Source organism: Pseudoalteromonas umbrosa, assembly GCF_030125375.1.
GTDB classification, from domain to species: Bacteria; Pseudomonadota; Gammaproteobacteria; order Enterobacterales; family Alteromonadaceae; genus Pseudoalteromonas; species Pseudoalteromonas umbrosa.
On sequence record NZ_JASJUU010000001.1, the window covers coordinates 593,777 to 617,521 of the forward strand.

A 23,745-nucleotide genomic window follows, 5' to 3' on the forward strand; every position below is an offset into this window, starting at 1 on the left:
GATGTTTTATTCGCTTTCTAACTCACCCACTGTATTTTGCAATAGGTTATATGCCTCTGAAAATTCAAACCTAGATATCATCACTTTGAGTTCTTTAACTGTTTCCTCATCCAGTTCGTCGTTAGTTTCAAGTTGTTCAACCATATCCGTCGCTTTTGAGTCGTACTCTTTTAATGCTTGAGCAAATTCACCGATTGAAAAGGATTGTGTTGGCGTATTTTGGATGTGACTTTGTTGAAGTAGTAAGGCGGCTTTATTTTTTGTATCACTGATATAGTTAGCCAGTGTTTCGAGCTGCGCTAGATCGATATTATCGGATTTTACTTTCTCTTCTATATCAGCTGCTATTTCTGAGAAGTAATCCATGGACAGGTTTGCGCCAGCCCCCTTCATGGCATGGAGTATGTCCAATGCAAGCTCCTTATTTCCCATGCTAATTGACTGTTGTAAGTTGATGACTTCTTCGACTTGCTGAGAAATAAATTTATTTAAAAGCTTAAAATAAATGGCTTCATTATTTGCAGCACGCTCTACACCTTCTTCAATATTGATACCGGTTAAAACAATATCTATGTCTTTTTCAGAATGTTCTGGTATATCTTCAATCTCAATCTCTGGCGTGTTTGATGTTTGCAGGGCAAGAGCTTCAAGAATCGAGCTAATAAGGCCGTCCACATCAATCGGTTTAGCGACATGACCATTCATACCTGCATCTAGGCATAACTGAATATCCGGGCCCATTGCATTTGCTGTCATTGCTAAAATAGGCAAATGGGTATTAGGGATTGATTGGCGGATTGCTTTTGTTGCCTCTACGCCGTCCATAACTGGCATTTGCATATCCATAAGTACAATATCATAGTGATTATCTTGTACTGCTTTGAGTGCCATTTCGCCATTACACGCGACGCTAACTTGTGCGCCATGAAAGCTTAAAATTTCTACTGCAATTTCTTGATTTACAGGCTGATCTTCGGCAACCAGTATTTTTAAGTCTTTAAGCGCCTGTTGATTATCAACTGGCTTTTTCGTTGTTTGGCTGGCTGTGCTAGCGCCAAAGCACTCCTGTAAACAGTCAAGCAGACTTGAAGGGTTAAAAGGCTTGAAGAGCATGCTATCTATCATGCTTTGATGCGCCTCTTTAAAGCCAACCTCATGGCCATGAGCGGTAACCAATACAAAGTAATTTTGTAAGCCGTTTTGTTTTAAGTACTCAATAGTATCTATGCCATTGATATTGGGCATATGCCAGTCCACGAACATAATGTCGTAGCGACTGGTCGAAGGATTTAACTTGTCTATAAAGTGTTTACCACTCTCAAATAATGTCACTTCAAACCCTAGAGATTCGAGCATAGTTTCTAAAATATCTCGTGCATCTTCATTATCATCAATCACACAGGCTTTTTTACCACTGAAAGTATGCGATTTTTCAACGGGTTTTGAGGCGTAGTTGTTGATTTCCATTGGCAAGGTAAAATAAAACTGTGAGCCACAACCAAGTTCACTCTCAACGAAAATTTCTCCGCCCAGTAGCTTCACTAATTGTTGAGAAATCGTTAGTCCGAGTCCAGTACCGCCGTATTTTCGTGTGGTGGATGTATCGGCCTGAGAAAAGGATTGAAAGAGCTTGGTTTGTTGCTCTGCACTCATACCTATCCCAGTATCTTTCACTGAAAAAGTTAATTTGACCTGTTCTGATTGCATATCTAAAACGTTAATAGCTAAGGTAACACCGCCTGCTTCGGTGAATTTTACCGCATTGCCCGCCAAATTAATGAGAATTTGTGAGAGCCTAAGTGGGTCGCCAATAAAGTTGTTAGGTATGTCTGTTGGCACATTAAATACCAGGTCGAGCTGCTTTTCTTGTGCTTTAAGGCCAACTATAGTGGTGACATTATCGAGAACTTTATCCAATTCATATGGAATATGCTCGATTTCGACTTTGCCAGCCTCAATCTTAGAAAAATCTAAAATGTCATTTATTAGCTTAAGTAATTGTTTTGCAGCATAATCAATTTTTGTAACATAGCCAAGCTGCTTCGGATTCAGATCTGAATTAATCGCTAAATGTGCCATACCAATAATGGCGTTCATTGGAGAGCGGATCTCATGGCTCATATTCGCTAAAAACTCGCCTTTAATTTGCGCGTTTTTGTCAGCTTCTTCTTTCGCAGTGAGCATTTGTCGTTCTAACTCATTGCGCTCAGTGACATCTAAAAAGGTGCCAACGACACCGCCTACTGCACCGGCGCTGTCAAAAAATGGTGCCTCATACACTACCAACTCTCTGGGTTCATTAAGACTGTTTTCCATTGCAAGCGCAAAGGAGTGCGCGTCTTTTTCTTCAATGGTGCGCTGTGATTTGGCATCTAGATAAGCCGCAGTTTGCTGGTCAAAAACATCATTTAAATGAGAGTCTGTGACTTCAACTTCAAACTTATCAATAAAAGCTAGAAAAGCTCTGTTAACCCCCATAAAAATCCCTTTTTTATCTCGATAATAAGTAGGATTAGGAATGGCGTTAATAATGTGTAGGGTTAATTCTAAATGGGCTGCCAGTGCATTTTCGGCCTCTACTTGCTTTTGGGTGTTCTCACTGAGTCGTAACTGAATGCTTAAGTCTTCGCATAAAAGTTTTAAACAGTGGCTTTGCACCTCTTTTGGCGGGCTGGTAAATGTAATAACGACGGCGCCTGAAAGCTCTTCGTTGATAACTAAAGGGATATATAAAATAGTGTGCACTTCAAGTGTTAAACCGTCTTTATGCAATACTGCATTTTGTCCGTCACTGATAAAAGCTTGCGAACTTTGGTCTGAGATAAGCTTCTTTACTTGAATCGATTGCTCGTCAAAATATGCAGCAAAACCCACTAAAGACTGCTGAATAAAGTGGTCATCTTCATACCGGTATATGGCTACGCTGGGACTATGAAAATGCTCAGCAAGAAAGTTTGCCGCAACGGTTCTCATTTGATTGGGAGAACTACAATGGCGAATATCTTCACTGAATGCATGTCTTATTTTTGCCGTATCAGCACGTTCATCGAGCTTTTGGTAGGTTTTGGAAACCGCTTGCACAATATCAGCTACTTCACCGCTAAGTTCTGCCGGCAAGGAGATACTGCGACCGTTGTAATTTTTGTCTATACAAAATGCGCGATGAAGTAACGTAAAGGGTGTTATCAAGCGTTTGTTTAAGTAGTAAAAAATGAAAAGTGCGAATAGTAATAAGGAGATTAAGCTCACCCAGAGGTAAAATAGTAGGTTACTGCTACCGTCGTGCAATTGTTGTTTGGCATTTTGTAGCTGGTTTTTAGTCGACTTTAGGGCCACATTAATGGCCCTCGTTGTGTGCTGATGCACCTCTAGCAACGCGGTGTTTTGGGCGCTAACTTTTGGGGTTGAATCGAGCGTTTCATATACAGACTGCATGACGACATAGGCATTGAATGCAGATGTTAAGTCACTTTGTTCTGGATAATTTGCTAGTTTTGATTGTAGTGCCTCTAATGATACTTTTGAGTTAATGAGCTGCTGTTTAATTGATATCGATGTTTGTTCGCTTAATCCGCTATTAAGGTAGCCATTGATGTTAAAAAACAAGGAAAGGTTCATCGTGTTGAGTTGATTTAACACTTCAAATTGCTCATTGAGCTGCTCAATACGTTGCTCATGAGAGCCCATTTCGTTTTCCCAATTAGACATCACTATGAGGCTGATAATAAGAAGAGCGGGGAGTAGTACGAAAAACGAATGGAACATTGTTTTTATTGACATAACTTACTTTCCGAAACTTGACTAATATTAACCATAGTCGTGCTCTCGTAATTAACAAGCGCTGTGCTTTGGCTGAGGGAACAAGTTAAATTAAGAAGGTGGCGAAGATGGCAGATATTCTCATTGTTGATGACATTGCTGAGAACTTACAAATACTTCAATTGATATTACGTAATGAAGGCCACAAAGTGTATGCCGCCATTAGTGGTGAAGTAGCAATGACAATTGCTCAAGCACATTTACCAGAATTAATTATTTCTGACATTAATATGCCAAATATGGATGGATTGGAATTATGTAAATTGCTCAAACAATCATCAAGTACAACCCATATTCCAGTTATTTTTGTCAGCGCAGAGCGAGAAACAGATCAGATTGTTGAAGCATTGGAAGTTGGCGGAGTTGACTACATCACTAAACCGTTCAAACCTGCAGAGGTACTTGCTAGAGTAAATACCCAGCTCAAGTTAATCGAAGCCAATAAGTTAGCTGTAAGACAGCAGCTATCTCAAGTGATGAATCAAATGGTTGTGGGCATTGCTCACGAAATAAATACACCATTAGGTGCAGCAATCACGGCATCGACGCACTTTGATGGCGTTTTGACTCAGTTAATTGAGTCATTTGATAATCAAACACTCAGTGCTGAGCAGCTCAAAGATGGGTTGGATGATTCAAAGCAAGGTGTTGCTTTGTGCGAGCGTAATCTTCAGCGTGTAGCTAAATTCGTAAAAGTACTGAAAGATATTGCGCAAATTGAGAGGCCGACTTCATCTGAACCGTTAAATACCATTTCTTTTTTAAACGATTTAAAAAGCGCTTGGTCAAAACAAGGCGTGATGCTCGAAATAAGTTCAGTAGATATGAACTTTGAAGCTGATAGAGACATTTTACTGAATGTATTTGATAGTCTATTAGATAACTCTTTGGCGCATGCAGAATTAATTGAGGGCAAAGCACTTACTATCGAAGTCTCAATAAAGGACCAGAACATTTGCTTTTTGTATTATGATCATGGCAAAGGACTGCAAGGGATCACGATTGATGAATTGCTCAAGCCTTTTATTACCACCAAGCGTGGGAATAGTGGCCATGTCGGATTAAGTGCGTCTGTTACGGCCAATTTAATTGACAGTGCCCTGAATGGTACTTATCACCTCAGTGAGCAGGGGAGGGGTTTGGAGTGGCAGATTGAAATACCAATAAATTCAGGTTGATCTGAATCAATCTAAGAGAATTATCACTATCAATGAGGACATAAGTCCTTATGTGGGAGGTTTTATTTCACTAAGCTCGCGGGCAAAGATATTATATCTTTGTTCGAGTATTAATTATAAATAATTCTTATGATTAATGTTTTGAATTGAAGTCACGCAAAAAAATTGGTGGAACCATTATGCAACAGCTACCTACAGTTGACTATAAGTCATCTACAGCAGCAAAAGAATTTGTTGAGTCTCTTCGTAATACAGGTTTTGGTGTACTTAAAAACCACCCAATCCCAAAAGAGCTTGTAGAGTCTATATATAAAAACTGGCAAGAGTTCTTCTACACAGAAGAAAAGCACGACTTCCTATTTGACAAGGACACTCAAGACGGCTATTTCCCACCGGAAGTTTCAGAAGTCGCTAAAGGCTTTACTGTAAAAGATATTAAGGAATATTTTCACGTTTATCCAAAAGGCCGCGTTCCTGCTCAGCTTGAAGCTGAAATCAGAGAATACTACCGCCTTGCAAATGAATTTGCAGCTGAGCTATTAAGCTGGGTTCAAGCGGAAGCACCTGAAGATGTACGTGCTAAGTTTTCGATCGATCTTAAAGATATGATCAAAGACTCAGATCAAACACTATTACGTGTTTTACACTACCCACCAATGACTGGAGACGAAGAGCCTGGCGCAATTCGCGCTGCAGCACATGGTGACATTAACCTATTGACTGTATTACCAGCTTCAAATGAACCTGGATTGCAAGTTCAAAGAGGTGATGGCAGTTGGTTAGATGTACCATGTGATTTTGGTTCATTGATCATCAACATAGGTGATATGTTGCAAGAAGCATCAGGTGGTTACTTCCCATCTACAATTCACCGAGTGATCAACCCAACGGGTAAAGCGAGTGATAAATCTCGAATTTCATTGCCGCTGTTTTTACACCCTAAACCAGAGGTTGTACTATCAGAGCGTTATACTGCAGACTCATATTTGCAAGAACGCCTCAGAGAGTTGGGCGTTAAGTAACTATCTGACTTTTAAAATAAAAACGGTCTTTTTTAGGCCGTTTTTTTGTATCTGAATATGGCTGTTTTTTGAATTTTTCCTGACAATTAGTTCAAAGTGTGCAATATTAAAATTTCTCAAACTGAGAAAAAATAATAAAAAACTTAATGACAACGCTGTCATTTATTGTGTAACATCAAATCAACATGACTGAATACTGTGTCGCGGATAAATTCGCGTTCATATCTTATTTTTTAGGGGTCGCTTAATGATGGCTAAACAGGTTGAACAAGACCAGTTGTATATAGGTATTGATGGAGGCGGTACAAAATGCCGAGCCACCATCTACTCAATTAAAAACGGCGTTTTGGGAACTGGTCTCGGTGGGCCTGCTAATCCTCTTCATGGTTTTGAAAGAACCATTGAGTCGATAATGGTATCGACTCAACTGGCACTGCAGGATGCAGGACTAAGAATTGAAGCAGTTCATAATCTCTATGCGGGCCTTGGCCTAGCAGGCGTTAATTTGCCCGCACTACATGAAAAAATAATGCGATGGGATCATCCATTTAAGCAGATGTTTTTAACAACCGATCTTCATACTGCTTGTATTGGCGCTCATGAAGGTGGGGATGGGGCCGTAATTATTACAGGTACTGGATCCTGCGGCTTTGCAATGGTTGATGGTGTTTCCGTGAATTATGGTGGTCATGGTTTTGCACAAGGTGACATGGGCAGCGGTGCATGGATGGGGCTTGAAGCTGTAAAAGCTGCATTGCTTTCTATCGACAAGCTTGGTCCAACAACCTCATTAAGTGACACGCTTAAACAACACTTTAATACCACAACAGCTATGGGTATTGCCGAACAAATGGCCGGTAAGCCATCGAGTAGTTATGCACAACTAGCAAGGTTTGTGCTTGCTGCAGCTGAAGATAACGATGAAGTTGCATTGAATATTGTAAGAGATGGTGCTGACTATATTAGTAAATTGGCGCACCGATTGATGGAAAATAACCCACCACGATTATCTATGATCGGTGGATTATCTGAACCATTACGTAAGTGGTTAGACCCTGAAATTGCAAAGATTGTTGAATCTCCAAAACAGCCTCCTGAAATGGGCGCAATTTTCTTTGCAATCCAAAGTGTCGAGCAGCAGTCTGAAAAGGCGGTATGAGAATGAAAAAATATTTGGCGAGTCAATTTTTTGATGGGCACAAATTAAAAAACAATGTTGAGTTTTTGGTTGTTGATGGAAAAATCTCTTTTGCGACTGAAAGCTGTGAAGAAAAAGCTGAAAATCTAGAAGGGTTAGTTGCCCCTGGTTTGATTGATGTTCAAGTAAATGGTGGCGGTGGTGGCTTTTTTAATGCAGAACAAACAGTTGAATGTTTGAGAACCATTGTCACAGCGCATGCTAAGTATGGTTCGACGGCGCTGATGCCTACACTTATCACAGATAAAGTCGAGGTGATGGCACGTGCAGCTGATGCAACAGCTCAAGCAATTGCACAAGGTGAACCCGGAGTAGTAGGAATTCACTTTGAAGGGCCGCATTTGTCGCACCCTAAAAAAGGAACTCACAGCGAGCAATATATCAGGCCAATTTCTGAAGATGAATTTGCAATTTATGCGAGGCAAGATCTTGGTATAAAAATGGTTACTTTGGCACCGGAAACGGTACCGCTTGCAGACATAAAACGCCTAATTGACTTAGGTGTTAAAGTGAGTGTCGGCCATTCAAATGCAGATTATGAAACTACCATGGCTGCACTTGAAATTGGTGTTGATGGCTTTACGCATTTATTCAATGCAATGTCGGCTTACACATCAAGAGAGCCGGGCGTTGTTGGCGCTGCGCTTTGGGAAGATAATTCGTGGTGTGGTCTTATTGTTGACGGTCATCACGTACATCCTGCATCTGCAAAGCTTGCTATTCGTTCGAAGCAACGTGGTAAAATCATGTTGGTGACGGATGCAATGCCACCTGTTGGCACTAATGATATGGAATTCGACTTTTTTGATGGTCGAAAGGTCATTAGAACGGGTGATAGATTAAATTCAACAACAGGTGAGTTGGCGGGCAGTGTACTTGATATGGCAAGTGCTGTCAGGAACACCGTTAACACACTTGATGTAACATTGACTGAGGCACTGAGAATGGCCTCACTATATCCTGCTCAATACTTAGGGTTATCTGACAAAGGCCACCTTTTAGAAGGGGCTGATGCAGACTTTGTAGTATTAAACAACAGTCAAGAAGTTCTGAGTAACTTCATTGGCGGAAAAGAAATTTAAAGTTCCCTGGGTAAAAAACCCCGCTGCAGTTTAGCGGGGATTTTTTGTTTTTACAGGAAAGGTATTGATGACGAATAAAAAACAACGTTTGGCTTCATTGGATGCACTACGTGGCATGGACATGTTTTGGATCCTAGGCGGTCAATCTATTTTCGCGGCACTGTTTGTGTTAACTGGCTGGCAAGGCTGGAAACTATTTGAAGCACATACTGTCCATAGTCCTTGGCATGGGTTTACATTTTACGACCTAATATTTCCTCTATTTATATTTTTATCTGGTGTTGCCATGGGCTTGAGCCCAAAGCGCATTGACCATTTACCTCTTAATGAGCGCAAACCTTATTATCAAAAAGCAGTGAAGCGTTTGTTTTTACTGTGTGGCTTGGGCATTATGTACAACCATGGCTGGGGTACAGGTATTCCGTTAGCGCTTGATGAAATTAGATATTCTAGTGTACTTGGTCGCATTGCCATTGCATGGTTCTTCTGCGCCATGTTGGTGTGGCATACAAGCCTCAGAACGACGGGTATTGTCGCTGGTGGAATTTTGGTTGGTTATTGGGTACTGCTCAACTTTATCCCAGTCCCAGGTGGCAGTGCTGGTCAATTAGCCGCACCAGGTACTCATAGCTGGAATGCTTGGTTTGATCAAAACTTACTACCAGGTATTACTTATCAAAATAGACCTGTAGATCCTGAAGGAATACTATCGAGTGTTCCTGCCATAGTGAATGCGATAGCTGGGGTGTTTGCAGGGCAGTTGATAGCACGTGCAGATAAGCTTGGGCAGTGGAAAACAGCAGGATGGTTATTTGGTGCAGGTGCATTGAGTGTCGCTCTTGGTTGGTTGTGGCATTTACAATTCCCAGTGAATAAAGAATTGTGGACAAGCTCTTTCGTACTTGTAACTGTCGGCTGGAGTGCGATTTTACTCGCAGTATTTTTTGCCTTGGTGGATATTCTGAACGGGCAAAGATTTGCGTATCCATTTGTTATCATCGGGGCTAACTCGATCATTATTTATTTAGCATCGAGTTTGGTAAATTGGGAATTTGTCAGTAAGAGTGTGTTTGGTGGCATTATCAATGCGGTTGGGCCTGATTGGCAGCCTCTGTTTGCTGTTATTGCGCTGCTACTTGTGCAATTACTGGTTCTACACTGGATGTATAAACGCAAAATATTTGTCAGCGTTTAACATGTAAAATATTGAGAAAAACGGCCATCTTTTGATGGCCGTTTTTTTATTGGCTCAAAAAAAATACAAATTTTTCTTCACTTTTACTTTACAAAGACTTTTTTTCTGATAATAATGACAGCGTTGTCATAATGGTAATAACCTAATACAGTGTATCCCAATTAGGTTTAGATCTGACCTTGTTTTGATTGCACGCGAAGCAGGGCTCAGATCCCATTTTTCTTATTTCAAACTCAACAACGAGCTTTAATATCATGCAAATAGTAATTTTAAAAAATGCTGCTGAAGTCGCTGCTTATGGTGCAGATATATTTGAAAAACAATTAAATCGCAAAGCAGAGTCGGTGTTGGGTTTAGCAACGGGGTCAACACCTGTTGCTTTGTATCAAAACCTTATCGAGAAGAACAAGCAGGGCGATATCAGCTTTAAAGATGCGATTACGTTCAACCTAGATGAATACTTAGGTTTAGAGGGTACACACCCTCAGAGCTACCGCTATTTCATGAACGAACAACTGTTCAATCATGTTGATATCAATAAAGACCATACTCATGTACCACCGGGTAATGCTAAAAACCCAGTTGAAGCATGCCAAGAATATGAAGCGCATATCGCTGCTGCCGGCGGTATCGATGTTCAATTATTGGGTATTGGTCGTAATGGACACATTGGTTTTAATGAGCCGTCTTCAGGTTTAACTTCAAGAACACGTGTTAAAACTCTAACCAAAGAAACGATTGACGATAATGCACGTTTCTTTGGTCCAGATGAGTACCAACCGCACCTATCAATCACGATGGGTATAGGTACAATCTTAGATGCGAAAAAAGTAGTGTTATTAGCGACTGGCGAAAACAAAGCTGAAGCGATTAAAGCGACAGTAGAAGGCCCATTAACGGCGTCATGCCCTGCATCAGCGCTGCAATTGCACCGTGATGCGGTCATCGTGATTGATGAAGCTGCGGCCAGCAAGTTGGACAATATTGAGTTTTACAAACACATCGAAGCTGAGAACCAAAAGCTTCAAGCACATCTTGCCTCTCTGTAGTGTGAATTCACACTGTAGTTTAAAGCCCGAAAGGGCTTTTTTTTTGCCTAAATACTTGGCAAACAACGTGACTATTGTTAGCGTGACAGCATAGAAACTAAAATTAGTTTTTGTACATTAATAGTCGTGTTTTCTTTGATTAAATAATGACTGCTTGGCTGCACTTAATATGCTTTTTGTAGCACAGGACTCAATTATTCAATCAAGAATGGGCTTCTGCTTTGATTAGGTAACCCACATTAAAGGACAAAGTGCTTGTTGTACTATACACAAATGACGCTAGATAGAGCGTCAGCTCAGCGTAAAGATAAAAACTGGCTTTTAACTCAATATGGAGAGAAAAGCCGTTGGTTGCTCATTCATCATGATCAAAATCTATTCTCAGCCGACTTAACCGAGTTGGCCTTTATTCAGCAGTCACAAATAGAGCACCTTGATAGGCGGGATGCCATCTTTTTAGGTAAAGATGAACAGTTCTCATATTTTGCTTTAGATGTATCCAGCATTGATTTAAGCGAGTTACAAAAACAACTAGGTGTTTGTACTGAAGACCATAATGATGGGCAGTATCGTTTCGCTGACATGAGAAAAGTAGGCCCCAAGCTTGAGCGCGTGAGTGGCTCTGTTGGGGTTTTAGCACGGGGTTTAAGTTATTGGCACAAAACCCATTGCTATTGCGGACGATGTGGTCACAAAAATATTCCTGTCGAGGCGGGTCACGCTAGGCTATGTACAAACAAAGCTTGTAAGCATATGACTTTCCCAAGAACCGATCCTGCTGTAATCATGCTGGTCACGCATAGATTTAAAGATGGCATAGAACGATGTTTATTAGGTCGTCAAGAGGCTTGGCCGGAAGGTGTTTACTCAACGCTTGCAGGGTTTGTTGATCCAGGTGAAACGTTAGAGCAAGCCGTCGCCAGAGAAGTAGAAGAAGAGGCGGGTGTTATTGTAGATGATGTACAGTATTTGGCGTCTCAGCCATGGCCTTTCCCATCGTCTTTAATGCTTGGTTTTATCGCAACCGCCAAGACCACAGATATTTTTGTTGAGCAGGATGAACTAGAGCAAGCACATTGGTTCTCAAGGGCCGACCTTGATGCTTTTGGTCAATGGGATGATGAAGCGCCCGGTTTTAAATTGACTAGACCTGACTCAATCTCACGTTTTTTAGTTGAACATTGGCGTCAACTTCCAGAAAAAGAGTAACGAATGAAAAAAAATACTAGATTAGCCAGTGCAGGCCGAAAGTCTCAATATACTCAAGGAACCGTGAACCCGGTTGTGCAACGTGCATCGACCGTTGTTTTTGATTCTGTCGCGGATATGCATGAAGCGATTAAAGAGCGCGGCAATCGCACTTTGTTTTATGGTCGCCGAGGAACAAACACCCATTATGCTCTGCAAGATGCCATTACTGAATTAGAAAATGGTGCAGGGTGCGCTTTGTATCCAAGTGGTGCAGCGGCCATTAGCCAAAGCTTACTGTCATTTTTAAAAGCCGGTGATCACCTATTGATGGTAGACACTGCTTATGAACCAACTCGTGACTTATGTGACAAGATTTTAGCTGGCCTTGGGATCACCACAACCTATTATGATCCTATGATTGGTGCGGGTATTAAAGCGCTTATTCAAGATAATACCAAGGTGCTGTTTTTAGAATCACCGGGTTCAATTACCATGGAAGTGCAAGATGTCCCTGCACTGGTTAAAGAAGCCAAAGCACATGGCTTAATGACCATGTTAGATAATACATATGGTAATGGCTGGCATTATCGTCCACTTGACCATGGTGTTGATATCAGTATTCAAGCTGCGACTAAATACATTGTTGGTCACTCTGATGTGATGATGGGTGTGGCGGTTGCTAATGAAGAATATTGGCCTGTACTTAGAGAAAATTCTTACTTGTTAGGCCAGTGCACATCGGCAGATGATGCATACCTTGCACTACGTGGTTTGCGTACGATGCCGGTGCGTTTGCAGCAGCATGAGAAAAGTGCACTAGAGGTTGCAAAGTGGGTGGCGCAGCATCCGCTTGTGGATCATGTTCGCCATCCAGCATTGCCTTCAAACCCAGGTCATGAACACTTTATGCGTGACTTTGATGGCAGTAATGGCTTGTTTTCATTTGTAATGAAAGACGGAAATCAAAAAGCCATTAATCGCTTCTTAGATAGCTTACATCACTTTAAGATGGGCTTTTCTTGGGGTGGGTTTGAGAGCTTGGTAACAGCGAATCGCTCAATGGCCGCATTAAGAACATCCACAGGTTGGGAGCATGGACCGATTATTCGTTTGCATATCGGTCTGGAAGATGTTGAAGACTTAATTGCAGATTTAGAGCAGGCGCTTGCGGTGTATGAATCGCACCTATAATTTCATCTAGAAGAGGCTGTTAAACAGCCTCTTTTTCCTTATAAGCTCTGTGCGTAGTGATAAAGCGCTTTGAGTATGGCGACTTTTTTCTCATTCCCCTCGTGCTCATAGACAAGGTTTTCAAGTGCCAGCATGAAATCTTGTGCATTGATTGATGGGTTGTCTTCACCGTGCATTAACTTACCTTGGCAGTACTTTCTCCATGTTTCTAATTCAGACTGCGACAAGCTTTCAGGCCAATTTCTTGCGCGATATCTAAACAATAAAGTATGGAATTTCGGATCTTCAAATTCGAGTGATAAACTGCCTAACTCAACCGGTGAGGCATTGCGAACAATCGCTAGTTTGGCTTTGTCAGCTTTACTGATAAACCCGTTGTAAAGCTGGTAGTCAGGGTTGGTTGTATCACTGAAGTCGCCTTGCTCAGCAAATACTTGAGAAACTTTATCACGCAATTCTGGGTGTGCTTTTAAAAACTTTAAGTGCTCCAAGCATTGCTCTCTATCAATACCTAGCCTTGCTGCATTTTCTGGCAGTAAGGTTTTTGCAGGGGCAATGATAGGGCACTTGTTCAAATGCACCAACTTTAGCCCAACAGGCAGCATGCCTTCTTCAAGATCGGCGTGTTTGGTATATAGTCGCTCTCGCAGCTCTTCAACAGATAAATCAACTAACACGCTGGGGTCATGCGTTAAGTTAAAGCACACCACAGCATTTTTATTAACTGGGTGAAAGCTCATTGGCGCAATCCAAGTCGTGCAGCCTTGTGTTGCAGGGATGCGTGATGAGGTATGCACTAAAGGCTGCATATTAAACACATCAACAATGTCAGTGAGTGCCTTTTTGGTTCTTAAGTTAAAGAAAAATTGATAAAGCTTTGGTTGTTTTTCTTTGATTAATTTAGCAAGGGCAATGGTTGCAGTGACATCGCTCAGGGCATCGTGTGCAGCGCTGTGCTCAATGCCATTAGCAACAGTGAGCTCTTCTAATCGAAAGCTTGGAGAGCCATCTTCTTTTAATGGCCATTCAATGCCTTCTGGGCGCAATGCATAACAAGCTCTGACTAAATCAATGATATCCCAACGGCTGTTGCCATTTTGCCACTCGCGCTCATATGGGTCGTAAAAGTTACGATAAAGGCTGTAACGCGTTACTTCATCATCAAAGCGAATGCTGTTGTAACCTGCAACACAGGTATTTGCTTTACTAAACTCGGCATGAATTTTTGCCATAAACTCGCTTTCAGGCAAGCCGTGTTTCAGTGCATGTTGCGGTGTAATGCCGGTGATTAAACAGGCTTCTGGGTGAGGCAAATAATCTGGTGCAGGTTGGCAATACTCAATAAGCGGCTCGCCAATAATGTTTAAGTCGTAATCGGTTCTGATGCCTGCAAACTGACTGGGTCTGTCTTTTTGAGGGCTTGCCCCCCAAGTTTCGTAATCGTGCCAATAGATTGTGGGGATATTTTCGTTATTGTTTTGATTCTTCATTTGGTCATTATTTGTCATAAAATCATTGGCTTATATAAAGTATGCTGCTTTACTCAATCTGTTCATCACGCTCACGACATCACATTAGGGTGTATAAATGTGTGTATAAAAAATTTGTAAGTGTGTATATGGCCGTAAAATGCTATTAGATGCAAAATGCGCAAATCTAATAAATAAAAAAACGACCAAGCGGCATTATCTCATAGAGATGGCTTGTACGTAAAACTAAACATGAGTGGGAAATAGCTATGATTTAACTCATAACTATTTCATGAAATACAAGTTTAAAGGAACGCAAAGCCCCGAATAGTCCGAGTTACTAGAATAAGCAGTGACAGTATCATTGCTGCTTTAAGGGATTATTTAGTGCGAGGTAGTGCGAGGTATGGATAAGAAAGCTACAGCAATCATCAACCATGCTGAAATGCCAAACTTTTCAGCGGGACTTAAAAAGCTTGAAGCAAAGGCCGCTATCTTTTAAACGATTAAAGAGCTGGATGGGCTTTAATAACTCATATTAGTTAGGTCCAAATGGCTAAGATTTGAACAGATTTATGTTTGCGGCATACTTCTGATACAGACACACCCGATTCAGTTTCTTTAATCATGCCGACTATTTGTGTTTTGGTGAATTTACTTTCTCGCACCGCAAAATTACCTTCTCAATGTTGATAGAACTTTTATTTATAAGCTGTTTTAGTTATGTGGGAGTTACAAGTTAACAACAAATAAAGGTTGCCTTAAGTAAAGAGCTGTGAATGTTATTTAAAAGTGTTTGTAGGCCACAAGCTTTTTTTGGGAGGGTTATCCTGACTTTTTATGGAATAAGAATTATAAAAATTCTTAAAGCTCCGGTGTTGGATTAAAATAAAGGAGGTTTAATATCTAAGTGATTTTTGTGTCAGGTATTATTTCAAGAGGTTATTGTAAATAATCAATATGGACTTTCATGCACAGCCCACAGGGCTTTATAATACCTGTAGATATGCAGATCTCAGCTTATTTACAGGTATTATAAAAAGTCTAAACGTTATAAAAAGTAACTTGTTGTTGGCGAATGCTAAAACGGTCCCTTTCTAACTTCACCTTGGCTAATATTATGATTATCAAGCTCTCTTTGTTCTCTGGATATAAAAGATTCCATAGATTTTCTTTTTCGGTTACCAGCGGTGTAGCCTTTCTTATAATCTACGCCTACATCTTGATGACAGACTTGAGAGGCACCTAAACCATCAGTACCATGTTTATAGCCTTGATCATAGGTGCAATAGGCTATGAGTCCATCGCTATATCCATCAACAAACAGGTCTTGTGCATTGCTATTTAGGTTTTCGCCACAGTCTTTTTTAACTGCGTCAAATGCTCTGACTTTGGTACCTGATTGAGCGGCTTTATAGCCTAGCGCTTTCCAATCCTCATTGGTGCAGCTACTGTAAGTAAGCTCATTTTTGATTGATGTGCATCCTGATAATATTGTTATAAAAAGGGCAATGATGGTAGCGGTTATTTTCATGTGAATTCTCCTTATAAGGTGTTAGTACTTTGAGTGTTTACAATGTTGGCGAGTACTTCTATTTTGTTTTGAATTCCCGGTGTCTCAGGAAACTTGTTTTTAGCGTCAAGCAATAAATTATAAGCGGACTGTAGATCATCCGTATTTATGTAAAGTTGAGTGCGGCCTAGCATTGCTTGCAAGCGATGGCTATCAAATGCTTCTGCACGAATGAACATTTGCTCTGCGCTAATAAATCGCTTTTGTTGTAAAAGTAATTGAGCGAAGCTAAGTAACGCATTGGCATTATTTGCATTTAACCCGAGTGCGTTTTTGTACAAGTCGATGGCTTTTTTATGTTGTTTTTTTGCTTCTAATATCCTTGCCTGTGAGTAGAATAGAGTACTTTTTTCTGTATTATTTAAAGATTCTGAATCATCGAAGTGATTAATCAACCATTCGCTGTCCTGCCAGCGATTTGCGTTATTTAGCCAATACAAGTAATTATTTATATCTGCAAATTTTAGCTTACCTTGTTGGGCAACACCTTTTAAAAGTTCAATTGCACGATCGTATTGGCTTTGTTCAAAATGTAGATTTATCATCAAAAGCGTATTTTGATGGGAAATGGGACCTAGCAAAGTTGCGTACTCTAATGTTTTCAGCGCTTGTTCATTATGCTTCTGGTCTAATTGAATAGCAGCCTTTGTTAGCCAATAAGATTGAGTTTTAGGGTCTTTAGTAATCAATTCCTCCAACATTGCCAGCGCAGAAGGGTACATTTTTGCTTTGACCAGCGAGGTAACTAATCCTTGCTGCCACTGAGCGTTATTGGGCTCCAAACTATATGCTTTTTGATATGCATAAAGCGCACTAAAAGCGCCATGTTGATGTAAATTCAAATATCCAAGTTGACCGTGGACCATTGCATTGTCAGATCCCAATGAGATAGCTTTTGCAAAGTGTGAACGTGCAAGCTCAAAGTTTTCTTGGATAAGGGATAGTTGACCTAAGTCTTCGTGCGCTCTAACTAATTGCGGCTTAGTTTTTAGGATGAATTGATATAGCTTTTGCGCTTTTTCGTATTGTTTTAATGAGAAATAAACCTGAGCTTTGATCATCAAAAGTGCGGGGCTTAGTTCTACGTTGTAAAAAGTTTCAAGTTCTTTACTGACTTGGGTAAAGTCTTTTCTATCTAATAAAGCACTGAGTTTTTCTGCCAGTTCATACTCTTCAGGTCTAAGCGTTACTTCTCTTTCTGAGTACTGTTCACTATATGCCGGTATAACAAACTTGACTGGTTCAAGTTCTAATTTATAACTCTTTGCTATTGTTGAATCACTGAAGGCTAGGCACGCAGTGAGTAAGAAAAATGTAAACGTCCGATTCATGTTATTATCCGTAATTGAAGTTAATACCATATAAATAAACGGCTTGGACAGCCTTTCCTTCCTTTTTGGGCACCTCAAACTTGGCGTGTTGGACCCAAGTTCTGATTGTTTCTACCATTTCTGGAAATACAGGGTCGATGATTTTTTTCACATAAGGTTTGCCGGTTTGATCGATAATGAGCTCGACCGATGTCTCTATTCGTTTTTGCCCATATTTACGTACTGACTTTGGTGGCCTTACATAACGTTGTGACACAACTTTAGGTACTCTATCTAGGTGCTCAACTTTGAGCATGGGTACACTTGAAGAAAAATGGCTAACAATCTCAAGTTTGTCGAGTTCTAGTTTTGGTAATTTGATGTCTTCAAATTTTGGTATCTGCATCGTATTCTTAATACCATATTGCACCTTTACTGGACCACCTAAGCCCATTACATTTAGTGCGGTAGAATCGCTAGCTGCTTGGCTCGTTTGTGTTAATGGAGGTGGCGGTGGGGGAGGCGTAAGCATAGCTACGTCAACCTGGTTCACGATTAATTTATCTGGTGCTTCAACATCGACCTTGTCTAGTACAACCATGCCTATAAACAGCGCTAAAGCCAGCCCAATAGCACTGACTGACGTTATGATCCTCAAAACGGTTAGCTTAATTTTATTCATCACTTGCTCTTATCTGTCGCGAGGTTAATATTTGTTATACCAGCAAGCTTTGCTTGATCGATAACCTGAACTAACACGTCGGTCGTGACAGACTTATCAGCTTGAATAATGAGGGGGCGAGACTCTTTTCTGTTAAGGTGTTCAAGCGTACTTCTTATTCCGTTAATACCTATATTGGTTCCACCGTATATAATTTGGCCGTCACCTGTTATTGCTAATAAAAAAACGTTTTTCTCAAGGTTTTCGCTTGAGACCGCAGAGGGTTTATTGATTTCCACGCCAGTCTCTTTGACAAAAACAGTGGTAACAATGAAAAAAATTAATAAGATAAAAACCACATCTAACAGCGGGGCTAAATCAATATCATTGCTTTTTTCTTGTTCAATGCGTTGTTCAAATGAAGATCTCATAAAATACCTTGCTGTTTTTTATATTTAAACAATAAAAGCTGTCTTAGTATTAAAGATGGAATGGCAAGTACTAGGCCCAGTTTGGTGGTGATCAGTGCGCCTGAGATCCCCCCCGACATCACGGCCTGTTGGCTGAGTGCGTCAAAAATAGAAATAAACTCAAATGTATCGAGCAAACCTTGTATTGTGCCAAGCAATCCTAATAGGGGCTGAGACGCAATCAGAGCGAGTAAACCCATCTGCCAATTATGTACATCACTCAGCCAGCTATGATTTACCGGTCTAAAGTACAGCGTTAGAATGATGTAATACGTATAACTGGCTATTAGTAATAGCGCGATGATGACCTTATTGGAGAGTAGTGGTGCTAAGTCACTCATGCTGCTTTCTCGCGTCACTCACTTCTAATTTACTCAGTTGTAATGCCAGTGATTCTAAGGATGACTGAAAGCTTTTCACTTTTCTTCCTAATAAGGCACCCACGATTAAAGAAGGGATTGCAACGATTAACCCAAGCTCTGTGGTTATTAACGCTTGAGAGATACCGCCTGACACTACCGATGCGTCTCCTGAGCCAAATATATTCATCATCATAAATGTGTGGATCATGCCAGAAACAGTACCCAGTAGACCGAGTAAAGGAGCGACTGCTGCGCAGGTTGTGATAACTCCGAGGTATTTTTCGTTATGTGCTTTATGCTTCGAAAGTTCAGCAATTAATAAGTCATCTCGCTTTTGAGAGATGGTGTTGTTTTCAATCACTAATATTAGTGACCTTTGAATTGGATCTAAATCTTTTAGCAAATTATCAAAGTCATGTGCATTGAGTGGTTTATTAGCATAGTGTTTGATTTTAGCATCTAGCTCTTTAAGACTAGGTAGTTTTAATAACTGAAATGATTTGAGTAAAGCAATAACAAGTGCAGCAAGTGCGAATGAAATAATCGGAATAGCCCAAGTGCCACCGCGTTCGATGTATTCAATGAAAGATGTATTTGTTTGAGAAAGTTTGTTTGCGTTACCGAGAGTGGGATCAAAATGTATATAAGATCTCCCCGTTTCTTTCAGTACCAACATATTTTCATGAAAATTATGACTTGAGTTAATTGGGGCAACGCGCGCTGTTTCATTGTTGAGACCCTCAGTGACGATCCCTGCTTCCTCATCGTTCATTGCGAACTGTAAAGGACCTAGTTTGATACTATCAAACGCTTTGAGTTTATTATCACTACCAATTAATTGCTTAGTTGAAAAAGTAGGCGTTAATAAAGCATTGAATTGATTTATGATAGTTTCTGCATTAATTCCCGAGTCATCGTCTGTAATGTGACTTTGTGTCTGTTGCTCAAATGAGGAAATCAGTTGTATTTGATAGTTCTGCTGCGCGAGCCATTGCTGATTGCGACTTTTTAAGCTATCGATGTTCAAAAGTTGCTCATCTTCCAATCGGCGTATATTTTTGGCTCGCTCGCGTAGAGATTTTACTTTTAACAGCTGAGCTTGAAGCTTTTTGGCTAATATTTTGTGCTCTTCATCTATTTTTTTCTGTGTTTGGTTGAGTTTTTCAGTGGACTCTGAAATTCTCTGTAACAGTACAGAGCTTTCAATAGAAGCACCGATAGAAGTAAAACTTGCTGCGAGCAGTAAGGTTAATATAGTCGCGCGTATCATAGTTTACCTCCTTGCTGATTGATGATTGCCAGTGGCAATTGTATATATTTAGCATCTGTAGGTTGTTTGAGTATGCTGGTAACTGATAGTACTTGCTCATTGGACAAAGGCAGGTTGAGTGTTTGATTAGCTTGCTGATTATGCCACCATTGCCATTGGGCTTCGTCACTGCGCCCATACCCATAAAATTCTTGATCACTAGATACATACCACCCTTGGGATAGACCCAGATAAACTTGCTCTGCAAGCACTGTTTCACTTGAATCGACTAGTTCTATCAAGCCCGTATGGTAGACAACGCGTTCATTGAAATCATGTGCTTGCTTGAAGAGCTTGAGGAGCGACTCTAGCTTTTGAGAGTTTGGCTTATTGTCAATTGAGGGTAATGTTGTCAACCATTGTTGTTGTAAGGGGTTTGGTAATCGAGCCTTAATTGCATGTACATAGCTTCCCAGCGTATCCATTTCTTTGCTGAGTTTGGTATCAAATTGTTCGAACTCATTCTGTTGTGAGATTAATTTCTCTCGTTGTTCAGACACTTCATTTTTATTGTTGTTGTTTCGCGCGATGAGTTGCTCTATGGCTTTTTGCTCTCTTTGCAATAAAGATAGCTGTTGCTCTAACCTTTCCCTTCGTTCACTCCAAGCTGACTGAAGTACGCTATTTTGTTTTTCTAAATCTAACCATTTCTCGACAAGCAGTATATTTTCATTTTCACTGGCCAACGTTGATGAGGCCAGTAAAGTGATAGTTGTAAAAAAAGTGCCTGAAAAAGTAGCTTTAACAAATTTCCCTATCATTTTAGTCACATTATAGTTTTATTTTTATCCTTATTGTTATATTAGGAACACCCTTGTTTAAATGTCAAATAGTGTGTTTTTTGCTCAATCTTAGTATGAGTTTTTCTAAAGTTTTATTGAGAAGGTTGGTAATTTATAGGAACAAAAATGTATGGTAAGTATTATAGTTTGGCTTATTTAGTCAAAAAAATGCTGACTATAATTATATTAATAATATGGGGTGATTATTTTTCAATCAAAATGTGACGATAATATTGCATGAATATAGCTATAGTAAGTGTGCACGGGTAAAACTACCCGTGCACATAGTTAAGTTTAAAAACTAAAGTTAACCTTTGCGTAGTAAGTCATCCCATCAAAACCATAAGGTAAAGCCCTAAGTGGGTAACGCATTGCACCATTGGTAATAAAGTTAAGTACTTCATCTTCGCCAAGTTCGTTTGGTGTTTTATCAAATAAGTTGTCAATTCCCACCGACAAATCAAAATTGTCGTTAATTTGGTACGCAAAATTAACGTCGACCAGCACCGCTGATTCAACAACGCTGTTTTCTTGCCACTGGTTTGTTGGTGATAAAAAGTCAGGCAAGACGATGTGTTTGCCTGCAAAGTACGAAACCTCGGTTTTTCCAAAATAATTTAAGCGAAGTAGCGAAGACCATTTATCTTTTTTATAGTCAAAAGTGAGTGTGGCACGTTCTTGTGGTTGACCATGGGTTAAGAATGATTGTGTTTGTTCATCTAACGCGATGTCTTCAGGTATGCCTTGTGGTGTATTGATTTTATCAATCGTGGTTTCATTTTTGTTTGCAGCAAACGTTACTTCCAACTCACCAGCAGCAATCGCTGTTGAATATGAAGCGATTAAATCAATCCCTTTGGTTGTTGAATCAAGTGAGTTAGAGAAGAAATTAGCTTGCACTGCGCCAGATGCTTTAAGCGCTGCATTGGCATCTGGGAAGTTTGTAAGCGCCTCGCTGTCAATACCAATGAAGCTACCTAAATTTATACGGTCATAAATCTTGATTTGATAGAAATCTAACGTAATGGATAGATCATTACTGGCGTCCCACGCCAAGCCTAAGTTCAAGTTGTCAGAAGACTCTAGCTTTAATCCATCTATGCCTAAAGCGCTTGGGAATGGAGAGCCAGCTGTTGCAGTGAAAGACGTCGCAAGTGAACCGTCTCCACCTAAACTTGTCGTAAATGCACTGTAGCCAGCTTGCTGTAAAGATGGCGCTCTAAACCCTGTTGACGCAGCAGCTCTAACAGCAAAGTCTTCAGTGACTTCATAGCGCGTCGCGAGCTTCCAAATGGTTTCGTCACCAGAATCCGATACATCTTCGTATCTGAGTGCACCACTGACTAACCAATACTCGTTTAGTAGAGTTTCAGCTTCGACATAAATTGCATGGCTAGAGCGGTCTGCTTTGTTAGCGGCGTCTGGTCTCAAACCTTGATAAGCTTGAAATCCACAATCAGCAAAAACGCTTGAGTCTATTACTGATGGGAATGAGCTCGCAGCATTTGACGCGCCACATGCGTAAGATGCGACTTCACCGGGCACAATCTCATAATTTTCTTTACGATACTCCGCACCAATTGAAATGTAAATCGGCTCTGCATCACCGCGCTCAATTACGCCATTTACATCAAAGTTAGTTGTCCACTGTTTAAACCTAAAGCCACCGGAATAACCACCGTGAGGCCCTGCGTTCTCTCTGATCTGCTCGTCACTTGCGTTGGGGTTATTAGCCAAAAACTCAGCTGCATAGGAAGCATTAATCGTGTTCGACGAGGAGTAATCGTACTTGTTTTGGCCATACACATTCGAGAAGTCGAAGCTCCAATCTGGATTGATATCTCCTTTAAAGCCTGCTGCAAACGATATGTCGTCCGCTTCGTTATCTATACGAGGTAAAAAGCCGTCAGGGTATACTTGCGGTACGTTACGTTCTGCGCGATTAAAATCACGGTAAAAACCATTGCCAAATGCAGTTCTGTTAGAGTAGCCGCCAAATGAATAAAGCTCTTTATCACCAACAGGTAGCGCAGCGTTAAAGAAGATGGATGTGAATTCACTGTCAGAGTTACCTTGTCGCCATCTCACCGTATCGGATAATTCACCTGCAGGGATTGTCGATGAGCCTCCAGTATCTCGCTCGGCGCGGTTAGTGCCTTCGGCATCTCTATATTCTAATGATAAGTTGATAAAACCACCTTCATTACCAATATCAAAGCCTCTATTTAACCCAAACGCATACGTATCGCCATCACCTTCGCCCGTCGCACTGCCTTGGAAAAAACCTGTGGTCACTCCGGTTGTGTCATTTAAAGATAAATTAATTACCCCTGCAATCGCGTCTGAACCATATCGAGCTGCGGCCCCATCTCGCAGGATCTCAACATTTTTAAGAGCCATCATTGGAATTGAGTTCATGTCTGTGCCAGCAGCCCCTGCACCGACAGTTCCCGTTAGACCAAAAATGGCTTGAGTATGTCTTCTTTTACCATTGATAAGTACCAATGTTTGGTCAGGTTGAAGTCCTCTGAGTGTGGCTGGACGGAATAAATCTGATCCATCAGATACTTGCGTTCTACTAAAGTTAAACGAGGGGGCAATTGACTGTAGGCTTTGCCCAAGTTCAGTGTAGCCTCCTTTGTTAAGTTGCTCTGTATCCAGAATATCAATGGGTGATGTTGATTCAGTTGCTGTGCGGTTTGAAACTTTTGACCCTAATACTGAGATGGTTTCGATTTTTGTGTCTGCTGATTCTGCTTGTAGCGCGAAAGGTGCTGTGCTTGCTAACAGGGCAAGCGCGATTGGTGATAGTTTGAGAGATCCTGTCATAACTTACTACTCTATATTTTTATTTGTTTTAAAGGCTTAGCCTAAGTTCAAGTTG

General features: G+C 40.7%; 18 protein-coding genes and 1 pseudogene. 8 read left to right on the forward strand and 11 right to left on the reverse strand.

Annotated features, from left to right (window positions below; translation table 11 throughout):
• Positions 1 to 6 precede the first annotated feature (6 nt).
• The gene (locus QNM16_RS02570) at positions 7 to 3,780 is read right to left on the reverse strand and encodes a response regulator (RefSeq protein ID WP_284019028.1); all 3,774 of its coding nucleotides are present in this window, start codon (positions 3,778 to 3,780) and stop codon (positions 7 to 9) included.
• Between the two features lie 107 nt (positions 3,781 to 3,887).
• Here QNM16_RS02570 and QNM16_RS02575 point away from each other — a divergent pair, with 107 nt between their 5' ends.
• The 8 genes from QNM16_RS02575 (at position 3,888) to QNM16_RS02610 (ending at position 12,925) form a co-directional block, all read left to right on the forward strand.
• Positions 3,888 to 4,997, forward strand: coding sequence for a hybrid sensor histidine kinase/response regulator (locus tag QNM16_RS02575; RefSeq protein WP_284019029.1), 1,110 nt, complete (start codon positions 3,888 to 3,890; stop codon positions 4,995 to 4,997).
• A gap of 179 nt (positions 4,998 to 5,176) precedes the next feature.
• A complete protein-coding gene (locus tag QNM16_RS02580; protein WP_039609055.1) occupies positions 5,177 to 6,019 on the forward strand; it encodes an isopenicillin N synthase family dioxygenase in 843 nt (280 codons plus the stop codon).
• A 247-nt stretch (positions 6,020 to 6,266) separates the two neighbouring features.
• The gene (gene nagK, locus QNM16_RS02585) at positions 6,267 to 7,178 is read left to right on the forward strand and encodes an N-acetylglucosamine kinase (protein WP_284019030.1); all 912 of its coding nucleotides are present in this window, start codon (positions 6,267 to 6,269) and stop codon (positions 7,176 to 7,178) included.
• Positions 7,175 to 8,299 carry an N-acetylglucosamine-6-phosphate deacetylase gene (nagA, locus tag QNM16_RS02590; RefSeq protein WP_284019031.1) on the forward strand — a complete coding sequence of 375 codons (1,125 nt, stop codon included), beginning with the start codon at positions 7,175 to 7,177 and terminating at the stop codon, positions 8,297 to 8,299. The genes nagK and nagA overlap by 4 nt, the downstream gene beginning before the upstream one ends.
• Positions 8,300 to 8,366: 67 nt before the next feature.
• Positions 8,367 to 9,494 (forward strand): transmembrane glucosamine N-acetyltransferase NagX, encoded by a 1,128-nt coding sequence (nagX, locus tag QNM16_RS02595; protein ID WP_284019032.1) that lies wholly within the window; start codon positions 8,367 to 8,369, stop codon positions 9,492 to 9,494.
• A 254-nt stretch (positions 9,495 to 9,748) separates the two neighbouring features.
• Positions 9,749 to 10,543 (forward strand): glucosamine-6-phosphate deaminase, encoded by a 795-nt coding sequence (nagB, locus tag QNM16_RS02600; RefSeq protein WP_039609051.1) that lies wholly within the window; start codon positions 9,749 to 9,751, stop codon positions 10,541 to 10,543.
• Positions 10,544 to 10,798: 255 nt separating this feature from the next.
• Positions 10,799 to 11,752 carry an NAD(+) diphosphatase gene (gene nudC, locus QNM16_RS02605; RefSeq protein ID WP_284019033.1) on the forward strand — a complete coding sequence of 318 codons (954 nt, stop codon included), beginning with the start codon at positions 10,799 to 10,801 and terminating at the stop codon, positions 11,750 to 11,752.
• Positions 11,753 to 11,755: 3 nt separating this feature from the next.
• Positions 11,756 to 12,925, forward strand: a complete 1,170-nt coding sequence (locus QNM16_RS02610; RefSeq protein WP_284019034.1) for a cystathionine beta-lyase — start codon at positions 11,756 to 11,758, stop codon at positions 12,923 to 12,925.
• A 38-nt stretch (positions 12,926 to 12,963) separates the two neighbouring features.
• Here the strand turns inward: QNM16_RS02610 and sbcB are convergent, their stop codons facing one another.
• The 10 genes and pseudogenes from sbcB to QNM16_RS02660 form a co-directional block, all read right to left on the reverse strand.
• Positions 12,964 to 14,433: an exodeoxyribonuclease I gene (sbcB, locus tag QNM16_RS02615; RefSeq protein WP_284019035.1), complete on the reverse strand. Its 1,470-nt coding sequence runs from the start codon at positions 14,431 to 14,433 to the stop codon at positions 12,964 to 12,966.
• 536 nt (positions 14,434 to 14,969) lie between these two features.
• Positions 14,970 to 15,062: pseudogene (locus tag QNM16_RS02620) on the reverse strand (transposase); the annotation flags it as partial.
• Between the two features lie 413 nt (positions 15,063 to 15,475).
• The gene (locus QNM16_RS02625) at positions 15,476 to 15,928 is read right to left on the reverse strand and encodes a DUF2799 domain-containing protein (RefSeq protein ID WP_284019036.1); all 453 of its coding nucleotides are present in this window, start codon (positions 15,926 to 15,928) and stop codon (positions 15,476 to 15,478) included.
• An 11-nt stretch (positions 15,929 to 15,939) separates the two neighbouring features.
• Positions 15,940 to 17,298, reverse strand: coding sequence for a tetratricopeptide repeat protein (locus tag QNM16_RS02630; RefSeq protein ID WP_284019037.1), 1,359 nt, complete (start codon positions 17,296 to 17,298; stop codon positions 15,940 to 15,942).
• Positions 17,299 to 17,302: 4 nt separating this feature from the next.
• Positions 17,303 to 17,959, reverse strand: a complete 657-nt coding sequence (locus QNM16_RS02635; protein WP_284019038.1) for a hypothetical protein — start codon at positions 17,957 to 17,959, stop codon at positions 17,303 to 17,305.
• On the reverse strand, positions 17,959 to 18,369 hold the full coding sequence (locus QNM16_RS02640) for an ExbD/TolR family protein (RefSeq protein WP_284019039.1): 411 nt from the start codon (positions 18,367 to 18,369) through the stop codon (positions 17,959 to 17,961). The genes QNM16_RS02635 and QNM16_RS02640 overlap by 1 nt, the downstream gene beginning before the upstream one ends.
• A complete protein-coding gene (locus tag QNM16_RS02645; RefSeq protein WP_284019040.1) occupies positions 18,366 to 18,749 on the reverse strand; it encodes a MotA/TolQ/ExbB proton channel family protein in 384 nt (127 codons plus the stop codon). Before QNM16_RS02645 ends, QNM16_RS02640 begins: the two co-directional genes overlap by 4 nt.
• Complete coding sequence (locus QNM16_RS02650) at positions 18,742 to 20,040, reverse strand: MotA/TolQ/ExbB proton channel family protein (RefSeq protein WP_284019041.1); 1,299 nt, start codon at positions 20,038 to 20,040, stop codon at positions 18,742 to 18,744. Before QNM16_RS02650 ends, QNM16_RS02645 begins: the two co-directional genes overlap by 8 nt.
• Positions 20,037 to 20,840, reverse strand: a complete 804-nt coding sequence (locus tag QNM16_RS02655; RefSeq protein WP_284019042.1) for a DUF3450 family protein — start codon at positions 20,838 to 20,840, stop codon at positions 20,037 to 20,039. The genes QNM16_RS02650 and QNM16_RS02655 overlap by 4 nt, the downstream gene beginning before the upstream one ends.
• 315 nt (positions 20,841 to 21,155) lie before the next feature.
• Positions 21,156 to 23,690: a TonB-dependent receptor plug domain-containing protein gene (locus QNM16_RS02660; protein WP_284019043.1), complete on the reverse strand. Its 2,535-nt coding sequence runs from the start codon at positions 23,688 to 23,690 to the stop codon at positions 21,156 to 21,158.
• Positions 23,691 to 23,745: the final 55 nt, after the last annotated feature.